We start from the raw sequence: 18,981 nt of genomic DNA on the forward strand, positions 1-18,981 counted from the left end.
TAATTATGGTATACCAGAATACCACCATTAAAAACAGCAGAACCCAAAGGAGATTTTTATGTTTCAGGCAATAGATCGAGCACAAATACGTGATTTCGACGGATTTTACCACAAGATTGTGGAAGATATCAAGGCTTCAATTGTCGATGGGACTTTAAAAACCGGAATGAAATTACCTTCTGAACGCGATCTGGCAGCTCAATTCGGTGTAAGCCGTGTCCCTGTGAGGGAGGCCTTAAAAACACTGGAGTTCATGGGTATTGTTCAGCATATTCGTGGTAACGGTGTATATATTCGTTCAGTTGATATACATGATTTGCTTCAGCATATAGAATTCGCTGTGCAAAATGATAGCGATGATATCAAACAGACTTTGAATGAATTATTTGAAGTCCGCGAGGCAATTGAGGTAAAAGCAGCCCAGCTTGCAGCTGCACACAGAACAGAGAAGGATCTGCAGATTCTTCGAAATGCTGTTTTTGCCATGGAGTGTGATATCAAGGCCAATCGTAATCATAAACAATCTTCAATGGATTTTCACTCAGGTATCATTGACGCTGCACAAAATAAAATATTAAGCAGCATCAATAAAACACTCCTCAATCTACTCTGGCTTTCCCGTCAAAAATCAGCTGAGATCAGCGGACGCGGTCCCATAGCATTAGAATTTCACCGTAAATTATTCAAAGCAATTCAGGATAAAAATACTTCATCAGCCGGTGAACTTATGAAGGAACATTTAGGCCAGGCTAAACGGGCCTTGAGCTGCAATAAGGAATAATTTGATAATAGGTATATATAATACAAAGGAGAGTATTATGAATAAGAAACTTGACCAGCTAAGCTGCACTAATTGCAGTATATATAACTGCCGATACGGAGATAAAAAATTCCCGGGATTTTGTCTGACCACAAAGGACAACGGTGAACATGCCATTGCAGAGGATATTGCTGAGATAAAAAAACATTTACAGGGCGATGATCAAGATGCTATAGTAGCCAGAGCCTCTGCTCAGGTCGAAGGACTATTCTATGGCAAATTGACTAGAGTGGAGGAAATCATCGAATTTGCCGGTCGCATAGGTGCAAAAAAAATTGGTATAGCAACTTGCGCCGGATTGATAGAAGAATCAAAAATATTTGCTGAAATTCTTGAGGCCAAGGGCTTTGACTATTACAGCGCTATCTGCAAGGTTGGCGGTGTGGACAAGGCCGAAATAGGTATAAAAGAAGAACATAAAATACGCCCGGGCAATTACGAGGCCATGTGCAATCCTATATTACAGGCCCGTCTTTTGAACTATCAAAAAACAGATCTGAATGTGGTAGTCGGCCTGTGTGTGGGACATGACTCCTTATTCATAAAATATTCGGATGCTTTGGTGACGACACTTATAACAAAGGACCGTATAACCGGGCATAATCCTGCCGCTGCCTTATATACCGCTCATTCCTATTACGGCCGTCTGCTGAAGAAATAATAATTTTTTCTGTGCCGTTTAAATCCGGCATAATTTCCATTTGGCCCCAAAATTACATTTTGCTGACCGGAAAACCGGAAGCATAAAACATAAAAAAATGTTTTATGCTTCCGGTTTTTTATTACTGTGCATCATCATTTATTTTTGTAAAACTATATATGTGTGAAAGGAATATTTTGATTATGAAAAAACATATTTTATTCTATTTCCTGCTGGCGGTTATCGCGGGAGCATTACTGACAGGCTGCGGCTCCAAGCAGGCTGCCGAACAGTCAGCCTCAGGCTCAAGTCCTCGCGAAATCTCTGTAGGTGCGGGTTCAAATTTCGAACCTTACACCTATATTGATAAGGATAATCAGCCTGCCGGATATGATGTGGCTGTTTTAAAAGAAATTAATCGCAGACTGCCGCAATATCAATTCAAATATCAGTCAATTGAACTGAAGAATCTGCTGCTCAGTCTGGATGCAAAAAAAATACAGCTGGCCACTCAGCAATTTGAAAGAAATCCTGACAGGGAAAACAAATATCTATTCACCAATGAAGGCTTTGCCAATTATGACAAACGTCTTATTGTAGCTAAAGGACGCACCGATATAAAAACGATAGATGATCTTGCCGGAAAAAAAGTAGGCTGCGGACAGGGCAGCAACACAGCTGCAATACTCGAAAAATATAATCAAAGCCATGATAATAAAATAAATATCGTATATGTCCAAAATGGAAATAGTGCCGTATATGATGACATAGTGAACGGGCGCCTTGATGCCGGTGTTATGACCCGAAAAACATTCAAACGCACCAATGATGCTTTTGGCGGCGGTCTTGATATCGTTGACGACAATTTATTCAGTAAATCGGAAGCATATTTCATCCTCAGCAAAAACGAAACTCAGCTGCGCGATGATATCGATACAGTTCTCAAAGAAATGAAAGCAGATGGCACTCTGAGCAAATTATCCTATGAATACACAAATTCCGACTATAATGTCGAATAATGGTTTTATCCGGCAGCAGGAGGTCAGACAATGGGAAGTCTTTTTGATATAAGATTAGTTTTTGAATATTTTCCGACGATTATTTCCCGCTTTCATATTACATTGCTGATTGTGGTAGTCGCTATAGGTGTCGGATTACTGCTGGGTCTTTTTATTGCTTTGGCCAGAATGTATAAGATTCCCATATTAAACCAGCTTTCCATAGTTTATGTGTCGTTTATCCGCGGCACGCCGCTCATTGTTCAGTTATTTATTATTTATTATGGATTTCCTCTTCTGCTGGACGAAATAGGCATAGATGTCACTCAATGGGAAAAATTATATTTTGTCTTAATAGCTTACGGTTTGAACAACGCTGCCTTCATGTCTGAGATCATTCGCTCTGCAATTTCGAGCGTGGCAGTCGGCCAGCATGAAGCTGCTTATTCTGTCGGTCTCAGCCGTTGGCAGACACTTCGCAGAATAATATTGCCTCAGGCTTTTTTGACGGCCTTCCCTGTATTCGGAACAAGAGTGGTAACCACATTTGAATCTACGTCTTTAGCCTTCACACTCGGCATTCTTGATATGATTGGCCAGGCACAGGCTATCGGCAGCCGTACCTATCACGAATTGGAAGGATATGTCGTACTTGCGATTATTTTTATTGCCGTAAGTATGATACTCGAAAAAATATTTATATATGCGGAAAAAAGATTGATTTTGAACAGGAGATAGCAGCATGATTTTTGATTTTCAATATGTAGTCACATCTTTTACAACGGCGATCCACTACATTCCCGCTACTCTGGCATTGTCCCTGATCCCCTTGTTTTTGGGGATCATTTTTGGAACCATGATCGCTGTCTGCCGCAGATTCAGAATAAAATTTGTTGCTCCGCTTGCAGATATTGCTATTCCCGTAATGAAGGGCATCCCCTTAGTTCTTTATCTATTTATCATGAATTTCTTGATTTTCAAACCGTTTGATATGCTGGCCCAGTATTACGCCTGGGCCGATATTATACGATATATGGATAAATTGTATATCGGTATAATTGCGATCTCTATTTATGCCATTGTTATTATATCAGAAACTATGCGCAGCGCGCTTATGTCTGTAGGCAAAGGCCAGTATGAAGCCTGCTACTCAGTTGGTCTGACCCGCTGGCAGGCATTATGGCGTGTGATCCTGCCCCAATCACTTCCCGTCGCGATCCCTGTTTTGGGCAATAATCTTATCGGCCTTATCAAAGGGTCTTCTGTGGTTTACCTTATAACTGTTCTTGATGTTATGAACGGCGCCCTCACGACTGCCCAGATAAATTACCGCTTTTTAGAAGCATATATAGCTGCGGCGTTTATTTACTGGGGAATCTGCCTTTTGACTGAATGGCTTTTTACTGTATGGGAAAATCATACAAAAAAATATCAAATGAGAATTGATAAGCACAATTTACGAAAAGAGGTGTTATAAATGATCGAACTTAGAAATGTGCATAAAGCATTCGGCCAGAATGAAGTTTTAAAAGGTATCAATCTAAAGGTCAATAAAGGTGAGGTAGCCGTAATACTCGGTCCGAGCGGCTCTGGAAAAACTACACTGCTGCGCTGCATCAATTTTTTGGAAACGGCTGACGACGGTGAATTGATCATTGGCGACAGCAAAGTCAATTTTAGAAACGCAGCCAGAAAAGAAATATTGGCCGTTCGGCGCAGAACAGCTATGGTATTTCAAAACTACAATCTATTCAACAATATGAATGCTCTGGAAAATGTTATGGAAGGCTTGGTGACAGGAAGAAAATTTCCTATTGAGAAAGCAAGAGAAATTGCCAGTCAGGCTCTTGATAAAGTGGGACTTAAGGATAAATATAATGCCTATCCGCTTCAATTATCGGGCGGCCAGCAGCAGCGAGTCGGTATAGCCAGAGCTATTGCGCTTAATCCTGATGTCATTTTATTTGATGAACCTACTTCAGCACTTGATCCCGAACTGGTCGGCGAGGTGCTCGCTGTTATGCAGGCAGTTGCCAAAGAAGGCATTACAATGATTGTAGTGACACATGAAATGTCATTTGCCATGGATATTGCTCAGCATATCATTTTTATGGATGGCGGTAATATTGTGGAAGAAGGTACGCCGAAAGAAATTTTTACCAATCCCAAGGAAAATCGTACAAAACAATTTCTCGAAAGAATTCTGCCAAGGTGGAATTATACTATCTGAAATAATCCTATTTGCAGAAAGCTGCCGACATCTTTATAAAACAATACGCTCCGATAATATTTTTTACTAAAAGGATTTATATATAATGAAAAAATTTGATCATATTAAAAATCGTCTTACCACTTTTCCCAAAGTAAAATTGGGAGCTTATCCCACTCCGCTGCACTATCTGCCCAGATTGTCATCCCAATTAGGCGTTGAGATTTATCTTAAACGTGAAGATTTATCCGGGTTCAGTCCTTTTGGCGGCAACAAAATACGCAAACTTGAATATTTATTGGGTGATGCTCTGAAAAATAACTGCGATACGGTTATTACTTTTGGTGCTACTCAGTCAAATCATGCAATGCAAACTGTCACTGCCTGCCGCAAATATGGTCTTTCTCCGCATTTGTTTCTGCGCCGTGTTATTAAGGAAGATACGGAGCTGCGTGCCAATCTGCTTATTGATAATTTAATGGGTGCGGACGTACACTATTCCGCAAGCCGGGAAGAGTCTCAGAAGCAGGCTGAACAATCAGCTGCCAGACTGGAACAGGAAGGGCACCGATGTTATATAATACCGGGTGGAGGCTCAAACGAAATCGGTGCTGCAGGATTTATCGATGCCTTTATTGAGCTGACCGAACAGCTTTCTGCCGATAACTCTGAACCTGATTATCTGTTTCATGCCACCGGTTCAGGTGGTACACTTGCCGGACTGCTGGCCGGGAAAAGTCTGTCCGCTTCATCAATGAAGATAATTTCCATAGCAGTGGGTGAAAAAGACACTAATACCTATGCAGAAACTATACTGGATCTCGCCCGCAGAACCATAGCCTCTACAGGTATCCCTGCAGATTTGTCGGCCGGTGATATTCATATTGACCACAATTTTTACCGGCCCGGTTACGAAATGCCTAATGACTCAGCGACTGAGGCCATTCATTTGCTGGCTCGCACTGAGGGCATCCTTCTGGATCCTGTATACACAGGCAAAGCATTCGCCGGCATGCTGCATTACATCCGCAGCAGAATAATTCCGCAGGGAAGCCGAGTCGTCTTTCTGCACACCGGCGGCACTCTAGCTCTATTTGCCGAAAAGGCCATTACAGGAGATTTATGAAAGAGGCTAAATTATGATAAGAGATTTTGATCAGCTTCATAAGTATGATAATCTATTTTCCAATAAGTGGAATTTATGCGAAGAGAAAACACAGGAGAAAGATATTCTGCCTATGTGGGTGGCAGACATGGATTTTGAAACAGCACCTTCTGTTGAGGAAGCTTTAAAAAAGCGGGTGGATACAGCCATATACGGTTATGCTTCTGAGACCAAAGAATATTTTAATGCCATTTGCCAATGGTTTTCCAGACGCTATGACTGGCATTTTTCTGCGCTTGACATAGTACATACTCCCGGGATAGCAAGTGCCCTGGTTATCGGACTCCACACTTTTTCCCAAAAAGGAGACGGTGTCTTAATTCTGACACCTGTATACCACAAATTTTTTTATATAATCCAGCATACGAAGAGAACTCTTGTTCAAAGTGCACTTCGGGAAACATCTGATGGCTATGAAATCGATTTTGCTGATTTTGAAAATAAAATAAAAACTCAGCATCCCAAAATATTTATACTCTGTAATCCGCATAATCCTGTCGGTAAAGTATTTACCAAAGACGAACTGAACAAAATGGTTCAAATCTGTCTCAAATATAAGGTAATGATATTTTCTGATGAAATCCATGGTGATCTTGTTTTCGAAGGTAAAAAATATACACCGCTGGCTGCTCTCTCCAAAGAGACAGCCGATAGGATCATCGTGTGCACGTCCCCCAGCAAGGCTTTCAATATGGCTGGACTGCGCAGTTCCAGTGTAATTATCAGCAATCCGGATATTCGCCGGCGATTCAAAAATAAAATGGATTTTCTCGGTTATCCCAAGATCAATTTATTTTCCCTGCCGGCTACCATTGCCGCTTATACTAAAGGTGAAGAATGGCTTGCCAGTGCACTGGCATATATTGAGCAGAACAGAGATTTTGCGTTGTCTTATTTAAACCAATATCTCCCCAGACTGCTTGTTCATAAGCCTCAGGGAACCTATTTTCTCTGGATCGATTTTCGGGCATATGATGTCAGCAGCACACAATTGGAGCAATTTTTGCTTCATAAAGCAAAGGTTTGGGTCAATCAGGGATATTCCTTTGGCGACAGCGGTATCGGTTTTGTTCGTATGAACATCGCCTGTCCCCGCAGTATTTTGCAAAAAGCGCTGGAAAGAATCAAAAACGTCATCGATAAAATTGATATTGTCTGAATGATTATTCTCAAAATAAAAAAACTGCCGTTAAATAGTATTTTTTACGAAAATCACACTATTTGACGGCAGTTTTTTATTATTAATTTTGTAAATACGGAAAAAATAATCTCTCCGCTCTGATAAGTTTAAAATTCATATATTTTCGGCTCACCTGCAAAAGAGTATATAGTTGCCGTGACATTTTTCAGATAAAATACCTGAGTATTCCCGTCACCGGCTGCATACATTTTTTCCAGGATAGGAAATGCATCCAGCATTGATTGCTGCGCTTCCAAGCGGGTATCCTCTATAAGCACGGCATCAATCCGTATCCATGTTTCTGTACCGTACATTGCACTTATTTCTACTTTTGGATTATTGACAATCTGCATTGACACAGACTTTTTTTTGCCGGTCTGGATGTAAAGCTTCCCTTCAAATATATGGAAAGTGGTAAAAGGACGTACCCGTGCCTGCCCTGCTTTGTCATCATAAGTGGCTATAAAATAAGCCGGGCATTTTCGTACGAAATTGTATACTTCCTGAATATTCTGCACGATCAATTCCTCCATTTATTCTGTAAAATTAGTTTATAAACAAACTGTAATAATATTATAACAAATCACGATGCCAATAAAAATACAATATTTTACTATAGTAAGTATCCTAAAGCATACCTATTACAATACAAAAAGAATCAGACTCAGCAGGAATAAAAGAATTTTCACCGTTAATCCGAAAAAAAATCCTCAGTACTGCAAATAAATACAATAATGTCGCAATAGCGACTTACAGAATCAATTTTATGTATTATTATAAGTCAATAACATACAGCCTTGTAACAATAGCACAACTGCTGAGCAGATAACTGCAGGCCATAAATATTTACGGCACCTCGTAAATATTTATGGCCTGTTTTGTGCTATAACACAGTACTAACTATGTTGGGGATAGTATACTTTAGAGAATTTAAGGGGGGAAAATCAATGAGTTATAAAATAGCAGCAGCTTCTTCTGATGGAATATATGTAGACCGCCATTTCGGGCATGCAGATCTGTTTTATATCACAGAAATTTCTGATGGCGGCATGTGCCGCTTTCTCGAAAAAAGGACTGTACTCTCTCCGTGCCGGCATGGTGTGCACGATCTTCAAATAATGCAGGAGGCAGTGAAGCTAATTGCCGACTGTCAATATGTCCTGTGCGAAGCTGTCGGCGCGGGAGCCGCAGCAATATTGGGACAGCATCATATTACACCTCTGGAAACGGATGAAAGTATTGATAACGCAATAAGAAACATTATTTTATACAAAAAACGGGTAAAAAATTTACAGCGTACTTGCAGTTAATTGTTTACCGTAAAGCACATAAAATTGAGGTGACCGAAAATGAAAAAACTAAACAGCATACGCGAACTGCATCCGTGTTTCGGTGCCAAGAACAACCGCGGCAGAATGCATTTGCCCGTTTGTCCCGGCTGTAATATTTTCTGCCGTTTCTGTGAACGCAGCATCAATAAAGACGAAGACAGACCGGGTGTTGCGGCAAAGGTGATCACACCGGAGGCAGCTTGCGAGTATGTGGAACGGGCTTTGAAATTTTGCCCGGATATCACAGTCGTAGGCATAGCCGGACCGGGCGATACACTGGCGACCGATAATGCGATAAAAACATTTAAGCTTATAGGGGAAAAATTTCCTGCCCTGCTAAAGTGCATGAGTACAAACGGTCTGCTGCTTAAAGAAAGACTACCGGATATTTTGGACGTAGGTATAGATACACTGACTGTCACCGTGAATGCCATAGATCCGTACATTGAGGCACAGCTTAACGACGGAATCATTTATCACGGCAAAAGGATTATGGGTGAAGCCGGCGCGGAAATACTCATCAATAATCAGCTTGCCGGCATTCAGGCGGCAGCGGAAACAGGAATGACAATAAAGGTCAACACTGTTTTAGTCAATGAAATAAACAGATTTCATATAAAAGATATCGCCAAAGCCGTTTCTGAACGCGGTGCAGCGATCTATAACATCATACCGCTTATTCCCCAGCACAAGCTGAGAGACCTTTCAGTTCCCGGCTGTATCGATATAGAGACTGTCAGACATGAAGCCGGCAAATATATAGATGTATTCAGACATTGCCAGCACTGCCGGGCGGATGCTGTGGGTGTTCCCGGCAAAAATAATTTCAGCCGCCAGGTTTATCTCGGTGAGCTGCAGAGTCGCGAAACTTTTTCGCACGGGTGAAGAGAGAATTTTCGTTTCACAAATCAATCATACGATTCTCTTTTATGAGAAGATTCATCATAGGATAAAAAACAAAGGAGAAAGAATTTTATGACAGACAAAAAGATTCGACAGATAGCAATATATGGAAAAGGCGGCATAGGCAAATCGACTACCACGCAGAATTTGACTGCCGGCCTTGCTGAACAGGGAAGACAAGTCATGGTCGTTGGCTGCGATCCGAAAGCGGATTCAACCCGCCTTTTACTTGGGGGACTCGTCCAAAAAACAGTTTTGGACACGCTAAGAGAAAAAGGACAGGATTTTGATCTTAACAGCATTGTAAAAGTGGGATTCAAGGGAATACGCTGCGTGGAATCGGGAGGTCCTGAACCGGGTGTAGGCTGCGCAGGACGCGGCATCATAACATCGATAGGTTTGCTGGAAAGAATGGGCGCATACACTGAAGATCTGGATTATGTATTTTATGATGTTCTGGGTGATGTCGTATGCGGCGGATTCGCCATGCCGATCCGTGAGGGCAAGGCAAAGGAAATATATATCGTAGCCAGCGGAGAAATGATGTCGCTTTATGCCGCCAATAATATTTCCAAGGGCATACAACGCTATGCCCTCAAAGGAGGCGTCAGGCTCGGAGGTATAATATGCAACAGTCGCAATGTGGACAGGGAAATAGAGCTGCTCAGAGCATTTGCCCGGGAACTTGGAACGCAGCTGATTCATTTTGTACCGCGCGACAATATAGTACAGCATGCCGAAATAAGGCGCAAAACTGTTATTGAATATAATCCAGAAGCAAAACAAGCGGAAGAATACAGAGAACTGGCTTCCGAAATAGAGGAAAACAAATTATTTGTAATACCAAAGCCAATGGAACCAGATGATCTTGAAAAGATTTTGATGGAATATGGTCTGTATGACAATATTGAAAGCAATTATGCTATTTGATCTTGCAAGTAAATTTTTTTGAATAGGAGAGAATAAAAATCATGTCAGGGAAATGTTGTTTTATGGAAAATTGTATTTGTAAATTAAAAACGAGTACATTGCGGCTTCTTGCCGATAGACAGCTATAAAGAGACGTCTGTCATCGGCTTTCAGGAAAAAGAGGCGGGTAATGTCTAAACTTACCATGCCTTATTTTTTTTGGCTTCAAACATAAGATATATGATATGCAGTGTATTAATATGTAAGATATTAAATTATGTGCGGACATTGAAAAGTAATCTATTGTATATGTGTCAACTAAATTAAGGGAGCATTTACGGTGAAAGGAATTATAGGAAAGATCAATTATCATTTTATTGATATATCGGGGATATTGATTTTTTTGTTGCTATGGGAAATTTTGCCGCGTGCGGGCATTATTGACGGTCAGTTTATTCCGCCTCTCTCAGAGGTGATCGCGGCAATTGCCAGACTTTTTATCGCCGAGCACCTGATGCTGCATATTGCAGCAAGCCTGCAGAGAGTATTTATCGGTGTTATTTTAGCAGTGATTTTGGCTGTTCCTCTGGGATTCTCACTGGCAGCTTTTAAAAAAGCTGCTGCTTTTTTACAGCCCCTTTTAAAAATAGGCAGTCAGATCAATGCTTTTGCTTTATTTCCGATCTTTATTTTACTGTTTGGCATAGGTGAAACAGCAAAAATAAGCATTATCTTTTGCGCTGCTTTTTGGCCTGTATTATTCACCACTTTGGCGGGAGTGAGACAAATTGATCCCTTATATGTAAAAAGTGCCAGATCGATGGGTGCAGGACGGCTGACGATCTTTAAAGAAATCATCCTGCCCGGGACAGCCTCGTCTATCTTTACCGGCATCCACAGCGGCACCACGCATGCTTTCCTGATGCTGATTGCCGCCGAAATGATCGGTGCCAAGGCCGGTCTGGGATGGATCATCCTCAATTCGACGGCAAACAGTTTAATGCCGCGTTTGTTTGCAGCCGGCATTATCATTGCCCTGTTGGGAATGTTTCTGAGTTATTTTATTCACTGGCTCGAAAAAACTATAGTCTATTGGCAGGAAGATGCCATTTAATTTTGGCAAAATGGTGAGGAGGCAGTTTTATGCAAACCATAGTGAAAGAGTTTTCTGTTCAAAAGGATCGTCCGTTGAAAATCAGGTTTTTAGGAACAGCAGTAAAAAAATTCATTGCTGCCAATATTTCTATCGCAGCATTTTTTGTTATCTGGGAAATTTTTGTGGATACAGGAGTACTTAAGGACACATTTGTAGCTGCTCCGTCGATGATAGCGGTCACTATAGTACAGCTGCTGGAAAACGGTACACTTTTAGGGCACATTGGCATCAGCTTGTTCCGGGCTATAGGCGGTTTTATTCTCGCGGCAGTGATCGCCATTCCTCTGGGATTTTTTTTGGGCGGTTCATTTCATATGTTCCGGCGGGCAGTTACTCCATTGGTCCGTTTGCTTAGCGCAGCTAATCCATTCGCGCTGCTGCCTGTGTTCATTCTGTTGTTTGGGATCGGTGAAATATCAAAGATAGCCATTATCTTCTGGGTATGCCTGTGGCCGATTTTACTCAATACTATCACGGGCATACAGAATGTGGACCGTCTGTTGGTAAAATCAGCCCGTTCGATGGGTATGCAGGGGACGGCCCTTTTTTTTAAAGTGATTTTACCGGCAGCAGCGGCACCCATTTTTCACGGTCTTAAAATGGGTTGCGGAACAGCTTTTTTTATGCTGATCGCTGCGGAAATGATCGGAGCAAGCACCGGTTTGGGATGGATGGTCTGGAACGCTCAGATAAATTATCAGATTCCTAAGCTGTTCGCCGTAACATTCATCATTTCTGTGCTTGGTCTGCTTTTGAATTATTTATTTACCAGAATAGAACGAAATATTCTTTCATGGCAAACAGAATCACCGGAATATTAATTTAAATAATAAATAGAAAATGTATTGAATTAAAAGAGAAGGGATTGCGATAATGAGCACGCAAAGAGGATTAAAAAAATTTCTGGCCGGTATAATCGGTGTGGCAGTTATCGGTGCTGTATTTTACGGCGCAAGTCACAGCGATCAGGCTCAGAGCGGCGGTCAATCCGCTGCCGCAAGCAGTGACGGTCTGTTTCCGATAAAGACATGGTCCCAGACCGACTGCTCATCGACACCATGGGTCGTAGCTGACCAAAAGGGTTTTTTTGCCGAGGAAGGGCTTAAGGTGGTTTATACCGGCGATACTCAGCCGGCACAGCAAATTCCTTCCGTTATAAACGGTGATAACGATGTCGGCGGCGGTACGCATCCCAATACTCTTGCCGTGGCTATTAACGGCGGAGCAAAAATCAAGGCCGTAGTCGCCGGAGGTATAGATCCTGCCCCCGATCTTGATCCCAAGCTGCGCCACATGGCATGGTATGTGACTCCGGAAAGCGGCATAAAATCATTCAAGGATTTGAATAACATTCAGGGAAAAGTTAAATTTTCCACAATAACGACCAATATCTGCGCCGATTTTTTGGCTAATAATATCGCCGACAGAAACAATGTATCGCGCGATAAAATCGAATGGGTATCAATGCCTGACATTCAGGCAGTACAGTCCGTAAAACAGGGCCTGGTCACTGTAGCCGGAGTTCATCCTCCATACTACAAATCCATGGAGGATGCCGGCATGATAAAAATCGCCGACAGCTTTGATGCCGGCCTTGGTCCTGAAGCCGGAGTATCATATTATTACTTCAGCGAAGATTTCATTAAACAGCATCCCGACGTAGTCAAAAAATTTTCCAAGGCAATGGTCAAGGCTGAAAAATGGTCCAATGATAATCCCGAAGAAGCGCGATTATTGACCGAAAACTGGATACATGTTCCGGTCTCGGCAACACATTATTATTATACCAGCACCGACTTAAATCCGCGCCTGATCGATCCGTGGATCAAAGATTTGGAAAATAATAAAGTGATCCCTGCCGGTAAGATCAAATCGGAGGATCTGCTGGCACTTAATCTGGTGCAGTAACCGAATTATGAATTGACAAACCTGCCTAATGACAGAAAGCAGATGATATTCTGGCTGATTTTAAATAAGTAAAAACCATATTGATTAGCAGGAGAGGGGCTTGCGATAATGGGCACGCAAAAAGGATTGAAGAAATTCTTAGCCGGTATAATCGGCGTAGCAGTTATCGGTGCGGTATTTTATGGGGCAAGTCACAGCGATCAGGTCCAGAGCGGCAGTCAATCCGCTGCCGCAGACAGTAACGGTTTGTTCCCGATAAAAACGTGGGCTAAAACAGATTGTTCGTCTACGCCATGGGTCGTAGCTGATCAGAAAGGTTTTTTTGCAAAAGAAGGATTAAAAGTAGTTTATACGGGTGACACCCAGCCGGCACAGCAAATTCCGTCAGTAATAAATGGTGATAACGACGTGGGTTCCGCCCATCCGAATAATATCGCCGTAGCAATCAACGGTGGTGCAAAAATAAAGGGTGTTGTGGCCGGCGGTGCGGACCCTGCCCCCGATCTTGATCCCAAGCTGCGCCACATGGCATGGTATGTAACTCCGGAAAGCGGCATAAAATCATTCAAGGATTTGAATAATATTCAGGGAAAAGTCAAATTTTCCACAATAACGACCAATACCTGCGCCGATTTTCTGGCTAACAATATCGCCGACAAAAGCGGTGTTCCGCGCGATAAAATTGAATGGGCGACAATGCCCGATATACAGGCCGTACAGGCAGTAAAACAGGGGCTGGTCACTGTAGCCGGTGTTCATCCTCCCTATTATAAATCCATGGAGGATGCCGGCATGGTAAAGATCGCCGACAGTTTTGATGCCGGTTTTGGACCGGAAGCCGGAGTGACCTATTACTATTTTAATGAAGATTTTATAAAACAGCATCCCGATACTATTAAGAAATTTGCCCGGGCGATGGCCGCTGCCCAAAAGTGGTCTAATGAAAATCAGGAAGAGGCGCGCTTATTGACTGAAAACTGGATACATGTTCCTGTTTCGGCAACGCATTATTATTATACCGGTACTGATTTGAATCCGCGCTGGATTGATCCATGGATCAATGACTTGGAAAAGTCCAAAATAATTCCTGCAGGCAAGATCAAGTCAGAGGACATACTGGCGCTCAATGTGGCGCAGTAACTGAATTTATAAATTGAGAAGACTGCTCAATTGCAGAAGGGGTGATTATATTATGACTGATTTTACCGGTGATACCGTTTCTGTACATGACGAAACAGAAAAAATCGTTGCTGTCAATATAAACAAAATATATAAGGTACGGCAGAAAGACAGCGAAAAGCTAACAGAATTTCAGGCTCTGAAAAATATAAATCTGACAGTGAAAAAAGAAGAGTTTCTTGTTATTGTAGGACCAAGCGGCTGCGGTAAATCAACTTTTCTGGATATGGTCGCTGGTCTCGCACATCCGACATCGGGTGAAATATACATGGATGAAAAGCTGATTACGGGTCCCGCTCTGGACCGGGGAATTGTATTGCAGGGATACGCTTTATTTCCCTGGCGGAGTATACGGAAAAATGTGGAATTTGGTCTGGAAATAAAAAAGATACCAAGAAAGGAGCGGACTGAGATCAGTCAGCGATTTATTGATCTTGTCAATCTGCATGGATTTGAAGACCGTTATCCTCATGAACTGTCCGGTGGTATGAAACAGCGGGTAGCAATTGCCAGAGCGCTGGCTTATGATCCTGAAGTGCTGCTGATGGACGAACCGTTTGCAGCTGTCGACGCACAGACCAGAGAGTCTTTGCAGGAAGAACTGCTGCGCATCTGGGAAAAAACAAAAAAAACCATTATTTTTATTACCCACAGCATCGATGAAGCGATATTTTTAGCTGACAGAGTTGTGGTGATGTCGGCTGATCCCGGAGAAATAAAGGAAACGATAAATATTGAGCTTCCTCGTCCGCGTGATGGAATCAGAGCGTCAGCCGAATTTGGCAGACTGCGGCAAAAAATATGGCAGCTGCTGCAAAACGGACATGCTGATACAGAAGAACTGCGGCAAAGCGACAATTTAAACGACAGGGCTGTATAAAAAAATTATGAGGAACAACGCGGTGAAGCAGCAAAATAAAATCAAACTGGAAAATATAGCTGCAAGAAGTTCTGGTATCCTATTATTTTTTCTTTTGTGGGAACTGTCTGCCCGTTTTCATCTGATCGACACGCAGTTCCTGCCGCCTATATCAGTCATACTGAATGAGCTGATACATTTGCTGATCAGCGGAGAACTTCTGCATAATTTACTGATCAGTCTGTGGCGGATAATATGCAGTCTGCTGCTGGCGGCGATCATCGGCATACCGCTGGGAATACTGCTGCAGGGTTGGTTTCCGCGGCTTGCCAGAGATATGGATTCTTTTTTCCGTCTATTGAGTCATGTGAATCCTTTTTCTCTGTCACCGTTATTCCTGCTGTTGTTCGGTGTGGGTGAAATACAGAAATTAGCTGTAATTTCCATTGTTGCATTGTGGCCGATTCTTTTTCATACAATTACCGGTGTGCGTTCTATCGAACCGGCAATCATAAAAACTGCCCGGTCCATGAAAACACCAGCTTCAGTCATGTCTGTCAAAATACTGCTCCCGGCAGCCCTACCGACAATTATGACGGGACTGAGGATAAGCACTCAATTATCAGTATTTATGCTGACAGGAGTAGAAATGCTGGATGCACGTACGGGCCTTGGTGCTTTGGTCCACGGCAGCGCAATGTCATTTGATATTCCTCGTTTGTATGCCGGCGGTGTACTGATTATTTTACTGGGAATTGCCTTGATACAGCTTCTGGCATTATTGGAAAAACAGACGCTGCGCTATGAGCAAATAAATCAATATTCTGATGCAGCCAGTGTCAAAAACGGACTGCACGGATATTATATACCGTTGATAGCAGGCGCTCTCTGCAGCATCATTATTTTTGGCGGCCAGCTTGTGCGGCAGACTGCCGTAATGCCGGAAATGGACCATAATATGGTACACGGCAGCGGTACGAGCCACCACATGAACGCAGACAACAGTGCTCACGGCAGTATGGACCATCACCATATGGACATGGAGCAAAATGATACATCATACGATGTTATGCTGCATCCGCCTGACGGAGGTCCATGGCCTCCGTCAGCTGCCCACAAACATATGGATAAGGCTGACCAGGGTGCCGATATGACTCAAAAGGATGCATCCGGCAGTCAAAGTGACGGTACAGTTCACATGGATACGGCCGATAACACGACTGATGACGGTATGCAACATCACGCTATGCATATGAATAATAGTCAGCAGACAAATGCGGATAATAATAATCAAGGCAGCAGCACTGACCATCATCAGCAGCACCATATGGATGAATAAAATGATGCCATCCTGATAAATAAAGACAACTGTCATATAAAGCAGCTATGGGCTGGACGGATGAAATTCACAAGAGGAGTCACGCAGATGAATAATATGTGGAAATATTTTGAAGGAAAAATAGTTATTCTTTTTTTTATATTTGCCTGGGAAATAATCGGCAGAAGCGGTTTAATCAATCCCTTGTTTCTGCCTCCTTTTTCCAAAGTGATGGTAACTCTGTGGGAATTACTGCTTGCAGGCAATTTTTCCGCTAATATACTGATCAGCCTGCAAAGAGCAGTGCTGGGTTTTATACTTGGAACAGTAATCGCCATACCTCTTGGATTTTTCTTATCTGCATGCCCGTACAGGCTCCAGCTGGCTCTTCGTCCGCTGTTCAGAGCAGCCGAGCAAGCCAATCCGTTCATTTTGTTTCATGTAGTTATTCTATTCGCAGGCATTGGGGAACCTGCCAAAACAGTCATTATAGTATGGGTATGTCTATGGCCGATATTGTTCAGTATCTGCGACGGCATCAAAAATACTGACAGCGGCATGCTTAAAATTGGCACTTCATTTGGTCTGAGCCGTTGGCAGCTGTTTACCAAAATTACTGTTCCTGCCGTACTTCCGTCTATTTTTACAGGACTGCGCATCAGTTCAGGATATTCTTTTTTTCTGTTAGTAGTCATAGAAATGATGGGATCGAATTCAGGACTTGGCTGGTTTATTCTGTCCAGCCAGGAAAATTACAATATCAACTGGATCTATGCCGGTGCAGTAACAATTGCCATTTTAGCCGTTTTAATAGATCTTATTTTAAAATCAATTGAGGTGAAGCTGCTTGCAGGGCGATATCCGACAGCTGCCGATTAGGATTGTTGCATTGGAATTGTTAATGGGAGTGATCAGCAAATGAGTATTTATAAAGATACGGCGGAGGTCGAAATCAGGGAGAGAAGGCTTGACGCCATTCTTTCTTATCGGGGAGACGCCAAGACCCTCAACATACAGTCAAAGGAAAGAAAAGTCAGCTGCCCCGGCAGTTTTTACAGTCAATGCAGCCAATGCGCCGAAGGCTGCGCGGAAACAATAACCTATCATGTTATTGATGCCGCAGTGATCAGTCATGCACCGATCGGCTGCAGCGTTGGGGTGTCACCGCGGCATATTTTGGGACGTGCGGTGTCAAAGAACCGCGGTCTTCCTGAACATAAGGTCCAAATGATCAGCAGCAATATTAATGAAGAAGACACTGTTTACGGCGCTTCAAAAAAATTGCTTGCAGCAATATATGAAGCTGACAAACGGTTTAAACCAAGAACGATTTTTTTACAGGCATCCTGTGCTTCCGGCATCATCGGTGAAGATATGGAAAGCATTGCCAAACAGGCAGAGGAAAAACTGCATTATCCGGTTGTCCCCGTCTATTGCGAGGGTTTTAAATCTAATATATGGTCTACCGGTTTTGATGCCGCTTTTCACGCAGTTTTACGCAAACTGGTGAGGCCGGCGCAAAAGAAGCAGCGTGATCTGGTGAATATCTTCAATTTTGCCGGTTCAGACACATTTATACCTTTTCTGCATAAGCTTGGCCTGCAGGTAAACTACTTAATACCCATGGCTACTCTGGAGCAGATCGCTTCTCTGACGGAAGCTGCATGCACGGCGCATATCTGTGAGACGCTGGCTACATATGTAGCTGCGGCACTAGAGGAACAATACGGTGTTCCTGAAGTGAAAGTACCGCCTCCATTCGGTATCGACTGGACTGACGAATGGATAAGGGAAATCGCCAGGTATACCGATCGTGCGGAACTGGCAGAGCAGGTAATCATCCAGGAACATGAACGGATACAGCCAGAGCTGGAAAAACTCAGAGAACAATTAAAAGGAAAGACTGTTTATATAATGTCCGGAGATGCTTTTGCGCACAATCTAGCCAATATCGCCAAAGACTTGAATCTGAATGTCATAGGGTTGAGCACGTTGCATCATGATTTGCATTTTGAAACAAAAGAACAGGCAAATTCACTGGAAGCCTTAATTAAAAGTGCCGGCAATATAGAAAATGTCAGGGTCTGCAATAAACAACCGTACCGTATTATAAAGGTGCTGCAGGATATAAAACCGGATGTATTGTTAGTGCGCCATCCCAACCTTGCTCCAATCGGCATGAAATTGGGAATACCGACTTTGAGCGAGGGCGACGGAAACTACAGTATCGGCTATGACGGCGTGCTGAAATTTGGCCGCCGTTTGCTGGAACTGCTGACTGCAAAAAAATTATTCGTCAATATTGCGGCTCATGCCAGATTGCCGTACAGCAGCTGGTGGAAAGAAAATAGTGTTGATGCCTTTGACGATAATACACAGGACAATGAGCAAAGTATCGTCATATAA

At 42.7% G+C, this 18,981-nt stretch carries 20 protein-coding genes; 19 read left to right on the forward strand and 1 reads right to left on the reverse strand.

All coding sequences use genetic code 11. The annotated features are described in order from the left end of the window. Positions 1 to 58 precede the first annotated feature (58 nt). The 8 genes from I6758_RS12120 to I6758_RS12155 all read left to right on the forward strand — a co-directional run bounded on the left by I6758_RS12120 (position 59) and on the right by I6758_RS12155 (position 6,991). Positions 59 to 781 carry a FadR/GntR family transcriptional regulator gene (locus I6758_RS12120; protein ID WP_196605519.1) on the forward strand — a complete coding sequence of 241 codons (723 nt, stop codon included), beginning with the start codon at positions 59 to 61 and terminating at the stop codon, positions 779 to 781. Between the two features lie 37 nt (positions 782 to 818). After that, entirely contained in the window at positions 819 to 1,481 is a 663-nt protein-coding gene (locus I6758_RS12125; RefSeq protein WP_196605520.1) for a DUF1847 domain-containing protein, read from the forward strand. 182 nt (positions 1,482 to 1,663) lie between these two features. Next, a complete protein-coding gene (locus I6758_RS12130; RefSeq protein ID WP_196605521.1) occupies positions 1,664 to 2,479 on the forward strand; it encodes a transporter substrate-binding domain-containing protein in 816 nt (271 codons plus the stop codon). Between the two features lie 30 nt (positions 2,480 to 2,509). After that, a complete protein-coding gene (locus tag I6758_RS12135; protein ID WP_196605522.1) occupies positions 2,510 to 3,196 on the forward strand; it encodes an amino acid ABC transporter permease in 687 nt (228 codons plus the stop codon). Positions 3,197 to 3,200: 4 nt separating this feature from the next. Beyond that, complete coding sequence (locus I6758_RS12140; protein ID WP_196605523.1) at positions 3,201 to 3,935, forward strand: amino acid ABC transporter permease; 735 nt, start codon at positions 3,201 to 3,203, stop codon at positions 3,933 to 3,935. Continuing rightward, positions 3,936 to 4,688 carry an amino acid ABC transporter ATP-binding protein gene (locus I6758_RS12145; RefSeq protein ID WP_196605524.1) on the forward strand — a complete coding sequence of 251 codons (753 nt, stop codon included), beginning with the start codon at positions 3,936 to 3,938 and terminating at the stop codon, positions 4,686 to 4,688. It begins immediately after the preceding gene. Between the two features lie 85 nt (positions 4,689 to 4,773). Then, positions 4,774 to 5,793 carry a 1-aminocyclopropane-1-carboxylate deaminase/D-cysteine desulfhydrase gene (locus I6758_RS12150; RefSeq protein WP_196605525.1) on the forward strand — a complete coding sequence of 340 codons (1,020 nt, stop codon included), beginning with the start codon at positions 4,774 to 4,776 and terminating at the stop codon, positions 5,791 to 5,793. A 13-nt stretch (positions 5,794 to 5,806) separates the two neighbouring features. Continuing rightward, on the forward strand, positions 5,807 to 6,991 hold the full coding sequence (locus I6758_RS12155; protein ID WP_196605526.1) for a MalY/PatB family protein: 1,185 nt from the start codon (positions 5,807 to 5,809) through the stop codon (positions 6,989 to 6,991). A gap of 128 nt (positions 6,992 to 7,119) precedes the next feature. On the opposite strand, the gene I6758_RS12160 is transcribed toward I6758_RS12155, so the two are convergent. Beyond that, positions 7,120 to 7,530 (reverse strand): pyridoxamine 5'-phosphate oxidase family protein, encoded by a 411-nt coding sequence (locus tag I6758_RS12160; RefSeq protein ID WP_196605527.1) that lies wholly within the window; start codon positions 7,528 to 7,530, stop codon positions 7,120 to 7,122. Positions 7,531 to 7,959: 429 nt separating this feature from the next. Between I6758_RS12160 and I6758_RS12165 the strand changes: the two genes are divergently transcribed. From I6758_RS12165 to I6758_RS12215, 11 genes are all read left to right on the forward strand, one after another. Next, positions 7,960 to 8,322, forward strand: coding sequence for a NifB/NifX family molybdenum-iron cluster-binding protein (locus I6758_RS12165; RefSeq protein ID WP_196605528.1), 363 nt, complete (start codon positions 7,960 to 7,962; stop codon positions 8,320 to 8,322). 39 nt (positions 8,323 to 8,361) lie between these two features. Beyond that, the gene (locus I6758_RS12170) at positions 8,362 to 9,228 is read left to right on the forward strand and encodes a radical SAM protein (protein ID WP_196605529.1); all 867 of its coding nucleotides are present in this window, start codon (positions 8,362 to 8,364) and stop codon (positions 9,226 to 9,228) included. Between the two features lie 105 nt (positions 9,229 to 9,333). After that, complete coding sequence (nifH, locus tag I6758_RS12175; RefSeq protein WP_196605952.1) at positions 9,334 to 10,176, forward strand: nitrogenase iron protein; 843 nt, start codon at positions 9,334 to 9,336, stop codon at positions 10,174 to 10,176. Between the two features lie 319 nt (positions 10,177 to 10,495). After that, positions 10,496 to 11,269: an ABC transporter permease gene (locus I6758_RS12180; protein ID WP_196605530.1), complete on the forward strand. Its 774-nt coding sequence runs from the start codon at positions 10,496 to 10,498 to the stop codon at positions 11,267 to 11,269. A gap of 29 nt (positions 11,270 to 11,298) precedes the next feature. Further along, positions 11,299 to 12,132: an ABC transporter permease gene (locus I6758_RS12185; RefSeq protein WP_196605531.1), complete on the forward strand. Its 834-nt coding sequence runs from the start codon at positions 11,299 to 11,301 to the stop codon at positions 12,130 to 12,132. A 52-nt stretch (positions 12,133 to 12,184) separates the two neighbouring features. After that, on the forward strand, positions 12,185 to 13,219 hold the full coding sequence (locus I6758_RS12190) for an ABC transporter substrate-binding protein (protein ID WP_196605532.1): 1,035 nt from the start codon (positions 12,185 to 12,187) through the stop codon (positions 13,217 to 13,219). Between the two features lie 108 nt (positions 13,220 to 13,327). After that, entirely contained in the window at positions 13,328 to 14,359 is a 1,032-nt protein-coding gene (locus I6758_RS12195; RefSeq protein WP_196605533.1) for an ABC transporter substrate-binding protein, read from the forward strand. Between the two features lie 52 nt (positions 14,360 to 14,411). Continuing rightward, on the forward strand, positions 14,412 to 15,278 hold the full coding sequence (locus tag I6758_RS12200) for an ABC transporter ATP-binding protein (protein ID WP_196605534.1): 867 nt from the start codon (positions 14,412 to 14,414) through the stop codon (positions 15,276 to 15,278). A 22-nt stretch (positions 15,279 to 15,300) separates the two neighbouring features. Continuing rightward, positions 15,301 to 16,596, forward strand: a complete 1,296-nt coding sequence (locus I6758_RS12205; protein WP_196605535.1) for an ABC transporter permease — start codon at positions 15,301 to 15,303, stop codon at positions 16,594 to 16,596. A gap of 87 nt (positions 16,597 to 16,683) precedes the next feature. Next, positions 16,684 to 17,454: an ABC transporter permease gene (locus I6758_RS12210; RefSeq protein WP_196605536.1), complete on the forward strand. Its 771-nt coding sequence runs from the start codon at positions 16,684 to 16,686 to the stop codon at positions 17,452 to 17,454. Between the two features lie 39 nt (positions 17,455 to 17,493). Further along, on the forward strand, positions 17,494 to 18,981 hold the full coding sequence (locus I6758_RS12215) for a nitrogenase component 1 (RefSeq protein ID WP_196605537.1): 1,488 nt from the start codon (positions 17,494 to 17,496) through the stop codon (positions 18,979 to 18,981).

Source organism: Pectinatus haikarae, assembly GCF_015732185.1.
Taxonomy (GTDB): Bacteria; Bacillota; Negativicutes; order Selenomonadales; family Selenomonadaceae; genus Pectinatus; species Pectinatus haikarae.

Coding starts and splice junctions, on each gene's coding strand:
- I6758_RS12210 (WP_196605536.1), top strand. CDS start 16,684: ATGAATAATATGTGGAAATATTTTGAAGGAAAAATAGTTATTCTTTTT.
- I6758_RS12215 (WP_196605537.1), top strand. CDS start 17,494: ATGAGTATTTATAAAGATACGGCGGAGGTCGAAATCAGGGAGAGAAGG.
- I6758_RS12120 (WP_196605519.1), top strand. CDS start 59: ATGTTTCAGGCAATAGATCGAGCACAAATACGTGATTTCGACGGATTT.
- I6758_RS12195 (WP_196605533.1), top strand. CDS start 13,328: ATGGGCACGCAAAAAGGATTGAAGAAATTCTTAGCCGGTATAATCGGC.
- I6758_RS12140 (WP_196605523.1), top strand. CDS start 3,201: ATGATTTTTGATTTTCAATATGTAGTCACATCTTTTACAACGGCGATC.
- I6758_RS12150 (WP_196605525.1), top strand. CDS start 4,774: ATGAAAAAATTTGATCATATTAAAAATCGTCTTACCACTTTTCCCAAA.
- I6758_RS12170 (WP_196605529.1), top strand. CDS start 8,362: ATGAAAAAACTAAACAGCATACGCGAACTGCATCCGTGTTTCGGTGCC.
- I6758_RS12185 (WP_196605531.1), top strand. CDS start 11,299: ATGCAAACCATAGTGAAAGAGTTTTCTGTTCAAAAGGATCGTCCGTTG.
- I6758_RS12165 (WP_196605528.1), top strand. CDS start 7,960: ATGAGTTATAAAATAGCAGCAGCTTCTTCTGATGGAATATATGTAGAC.
- I6758_RS12190 (WP_196605532.1), top strand. CDS start 12,185: ATGAGCACGCAAAGAGGATTAAAAAAATTTCTGGCCGGTATAATCGGT.
- I6758_RS12130 (WP_196605521.1), top strand. CDS start 1,664: ATGAAAAAACATATTTTATTCTATTTCCTGCTGGCGGTTATCGCGGGA.
- I6758_RS12125 (WP_196605520.1), top strand. CDS start 819: ATGAATAAGAAACTTGACCAGCTAAGCTGCACTAATTGCAGTATATAT.
- I6758_RS12200 (WP_196605534.1), top strand. CDS start 14,412: ATGACTGATTTTACCGGTGATACCGTTTCTGTACATGACGAAACAGAA.
- I6758_RS12145 (WP_196605524.1), top strand. CDS start 3,936: ATGATCGAACTTAGAAATGTGCATAAAGCATTCGGCCAGAATGAAGTT.
- I6758_RS12135 (WP_196605522.1), top strand. CDS start 2,510: ATGGGAAGTCTTTTTGATATAAGATTAGTTTTTGAATATTTTCCGACG.
- I6758_RS12155 (WP_196605526.1), top strand. CDS start 5,807: ATGATAAGAGATTTTGATCAGCTTCATAAGTATGATAATCTATTTTCC.